This window comes from Kaarinaea lacus (genome assembly GCF_975902315.1).
This window is the reverse complement of sequence record NZ_CDLKIE010000421.1, coordinates 1-3,804: the sequence shown is the minus strand read 5'-3', so window position 1 is coordinate 3,804 and position 3,804 is coordinate 1. Positions and strand designations below refer to the sequence as shown.

4 protein-coding genes are annotated in these 3,804 nt (G+C 44.9%); 1 reads left to right on the top strand and 3 read right to left on the bottom strand.

The annotated features are described in order from the left end of the window. Together ACWVCM_RS13290 and ACWVCM_RS13285 are read right to left on the bottom strand one after the other, a co-directional pair. Positions 1-581 (bottom strand): rod shape-determining protein (locus tag ACWVCM_RS13290; protein WP_455202243.1); only part of this gene is annotated, 581 nt, incomplete at its 3' end. After that, positions 544-1,776: an N-acetylmuramoyl-L-alanine amidase family protein gene (locus ACWVCM_RS13285; protein ID WP_455202242.1), complete on the bottom strand. Its 1,233-nt coding sequence runs from the start codon at positions 1,774-1,776 to the stop codon at positions 544-546. The genes ACWVCM_RS13290 and ACWVCM_RS13285, both read right to left, overlap by 38 nt. 659 nt (positions 1,777-2,435) lie before the next feature. On the opposite strand from ACWVCM_RS13285, the gene ACWVCM_RS13280 reads away from it, so the two are divergent. Further along, a complete protein-coding gene (locus tag ACWVCM_RS13280) occupies positions 2,436-3,023 on the top strand; it encodes a hypothetical protein (protein ID WP_455202241.1) in 588 nt (195 codons plus the stop codon). Here the strand turns inward: ACWVCM_RS13280 and ACWVCM_RS13275 are convergent. Then, positions 3,020-3,781 carry an efflux RND transporter permease subunit gene (locus tag ACWVCM_RS13275; RefSeq protein WP_455202240.1) on the bottom strand — a complete coding sequence of 254 codons (762 nt, stop codon included), beginning with the start codon at positions 3,779-3,781 and terminating at the stop codon, positions 3,020-3,022. The genes ACWVCM_RS13280 and ACWVCM_RS13275 overlap by 4 nt on opposite strands. Positions 3,782-3,804 lie beyond the last annotated feature (23 nt).

Below are 3,804 nucleotides of genomic sequence, written 5' to 3'. Positions count from 1 at the left end.
ATGTAATCACCCGCAGTAACAATAGTACGTTGATCGTCCTCGGTGGGCATTGCACCATGCATAATACAGAAATCCGTTGTACCTGCGCCAATATCAATCACGATGGCATTATTTAACAGGCCACGTCCATATGCAGCAGCAAATGGCTCTGATACAACCATCAGGGAATCCACGTAATCCTGCACCGCGCGTTTGATAGCCAGTTTGTTGGCACGCAGTGACTCCGCCGGAACGCCTACTACCGCATAAATTTCCTGGCTCTCCAAAGCGTTAACCAATTCCAATAAGTGGCCAACAAGTTCCTGTACCGCTTCCTCGTCGCGGGAAATGCCTTCTTTGATAACACCATGTTCCAAAGGCCGCACCAGTTCCAGTGACAAACGATTGTCCAACGCTTCTTTGCCAAACAATACAGGTTTACCCAGAACTTTCTCGGAAATAAAATCCTTGGGCCAACCCACGTAACTGGCAACATAATCGCGCGCGCCGTTGCTTGCTGATACCGCACTGCGCGAGGTTCCCAGGTCAATACCAACTCGCATTTTATTGCTGCGCTTTGGCGAGCTTTTCTTTTTCGCCATTCCTTTTGCCTCCTACACTGGTGTTTTTCTTCAAATATGAAACGATACCCTGTTCCAAATACCTTGCTATGTTGTCTCTATACTTCGCTGTCTTAAGGCGTTTCTCTTCCGCCGGGTTACAAAAACAAGACACTTCAGTGAGAATGCTGGGTGCATCCAGACCAAGTAAAACCACAAATGGCGCAGACTTGATACCGTGGTCACTGGCGTGCTTGTTAATCTTCTTAATCCGTCCATATAAATTAGACTGGACAGAATGTGCTAATTGGCGAGACTCCTGAAACTTTAAAGTGTCACCAATTTTCTGAATAATGTCTTTAAATTCTCCGTATTCATAATGCGAATCTGCATTTTCCAGTTTCGCCAGGTCAGCCACTTTAGAATCATTGGTTGGCCCAAAATAAAACGTTTCAATAAAACTTTGCTGTCTCGGTGAATAATTTATATGTATCGATATAAATAAATCCACATTATGGGCATTGGCAAATTCGACACGATCATTCAGGGAAATCGTTTCATCACTTTCCCTGGTCAGTAACACTTCATAGGTGCCGTGTTCGTCCAGCCGATCACGCAAACTTTTAGCAATCTCCAGGGCAATATCTTTTTCGTAAATGCCCAACTTACCAACTGCACCTGGATCCTTACCGCCATGGCCTGGATCAATCACGATGGTCCTGACACTTAAACCAAACAACTGCGCCAGGGGTACGCCCGATTCCGCTAAAGCCTGGTAATTCGCCGGATCGACATCGACATTTTCCAGTTTCGCTATTGCCAGATCTTCCAACTTATCGACTTCATGTGACTTTTTTTGAAGTGTTTTTGGCAAACTTGTGGAATAAATCCCTGAATCGGCTGATTTTTGTCCATCAATGGACACTAATTCGGCTTCTAACTGACTTCCAGCTTGCTCCAGCTTTGCCGATGACGGACTACTTGCTTGTTGCCTGGTAGCACTGGCACCACTGCCAGTGGGGACGTTTGATGAAGAACCCAACCAATACGTAAAAACACCGATTAACAGAACGACACTTGTCGCGCCCAGCAGCGCCAGTGGGTGTAACTTTCGCTTACCGACGTCGTCAGTCGCAAACTGTTCAGTGTTGTTTCGGGCTTTGCCTTTCCCTGCTACCCACAAATTCTCCTGATAAATTCCATCAAGAATGTCCCGATTTTTTGATCGCTTAAACACCGCTTATCCGCTACTTCGTTATGCCGCCTGGTGAACAAAATCAGGACACAGAGCATTACCTCAAAGTCCTACGTACAAGATAAATGCCAATTCATTAACAGGCTACTATGTAGGATTTCTGCGCCCAGATACAGTTACACGGCTGTACTGCCCAATTGCTTAATAAAGAATATTTATCATTAGGAGTTGGCGAACAGATTTCCGGATATTCGACGACTATTTGTTCACCTTGGCTGCGTGTACGTACTTGATCAGTATGGCATATTTTCCGAATGGCAAACGCGAATGAATACGCATTAAGTAAAAAACTACAAATTTGGTCACAGATATTTGATAATAGAGCTGTTGTACAGGCTCGACTATAGTGAGCGCCTTCTTCCATTTAGTGGTAGTTGGCAACGACCTCTGGCAGTACCTCACAATTTTGCCACTCGGTTGTAATTCCATGGGCGGCAGCGCTAAATGTTTGCGATAACTATCCGCTGTAGTTCCTAACAGTACATGCTAGCGAGCATAGACCGCTCTCTTATATTTGAGTAATGCGGATATATTTGAGTAATGCGGAGGCTTTCCGAAGCATTAAGTCGTTTTTCGCTGTACATCATAACAGCAGATAGAAACCAAAACCGTTACTAACGAAAACAGTTACGCAGGCGCGAATGGCTATACCAAAAATACAAAATAGTTTTGACGATACTCAGAAAATTCTGATGTCTTTCGCCAGGGCCCAGCTTTCCTATATCGACACCGGTTCGATTAAAAAGAACTCATTTCAGTTCTTTGCCATCACCGCATTCCTGTATGGCGCAGTACAGCAATTGGGCAAACAATCCACCTTGCCCGTTCAACTGGTCAACCAGTATCTGTGTAATATGTTGTGCGATGCTTTTAAGTTACCGCAACACAACGGTGAAGGACTGGTTAGCTCCATTAGCCGTATGATGGAAAAATATTATTTGCTGGAAAATATCTATCATGACGGCGAAGCAGCAGCGGAACGCTGGTTAACTAATGATGACGCGGATTGCATGGATTTAAGAATTCTGCTCGATAACTACGAGGAGTTCACCATGCTGGATATGAATGCTGCGGGCATGAAATCCGACACACCAGAATTTAAAGCGCGATATGCCCCGGAACCTTCCAGTGAGAAAACTTCATCAGGAAACAAGATGCTGATAACCATCATGGTTATTAGCGCAATATTGAGCGCGGCTTATTTTTTCTTAAGCCAAAATATAAACTAATATCCTGGTTCCGCTTGAGCCTGGATTCTTGAACCACTCGCTTCACTTTTACCTTCACCGATTCGCAACAAGCTTGGCAACAGTATCAAGGTAAAAACTGTGCTCACGCACATCCCCCCTACGATTACAGCCGCCATGCCGCGGTAAAGTTCGGTACCTGCTCCAGGCATAAGCAATAATGGCAACATGCCAAAAATACTGGTCAAGGTACTCATCAATATGGGGCGCAATCGCATTCTTACCGCTTGATGAACTGCATCCTGTCTAGCCAAACCTTCTCGCTCAGCAACACGAGTTTGATGCACCAGCAATATGGCATTATTGACAACCAGCCCCAGTAGAATAATAAATCCAATCATGGTTAGTAGATCCATAGGCTGAAACACCACCAGGTTCATCAACTTCAATGATATAACCCCACCCACTGTTGCCAGTGGAATCGCCATGACTACCAGCAAACTATCCTTGAACGATCTGAATAAAGCACTCATTAACAAATACAAAATGACAATGGCTAATATGAATGTGCCACCCATGTTTTTAATGGCGACACCGAGCTTATCCGCTGTACCGCTGTAATTGATTTCTCCGTCTGCTGGCAACATCTCTGTCAGGACAGGTTCAACTTGCTCCTGCATCACATTGATAGCTTCTTCCAATGGCATATTCTCAGGTGGTGTTACCTGAAGTGTTATAGTTCGGCGTCGATTAATGCGGCGTAATTCATCCGGGCCAGCAGTTCGAACAACCTGTACCACTCAGCGAATTGGTACAGGTTGTT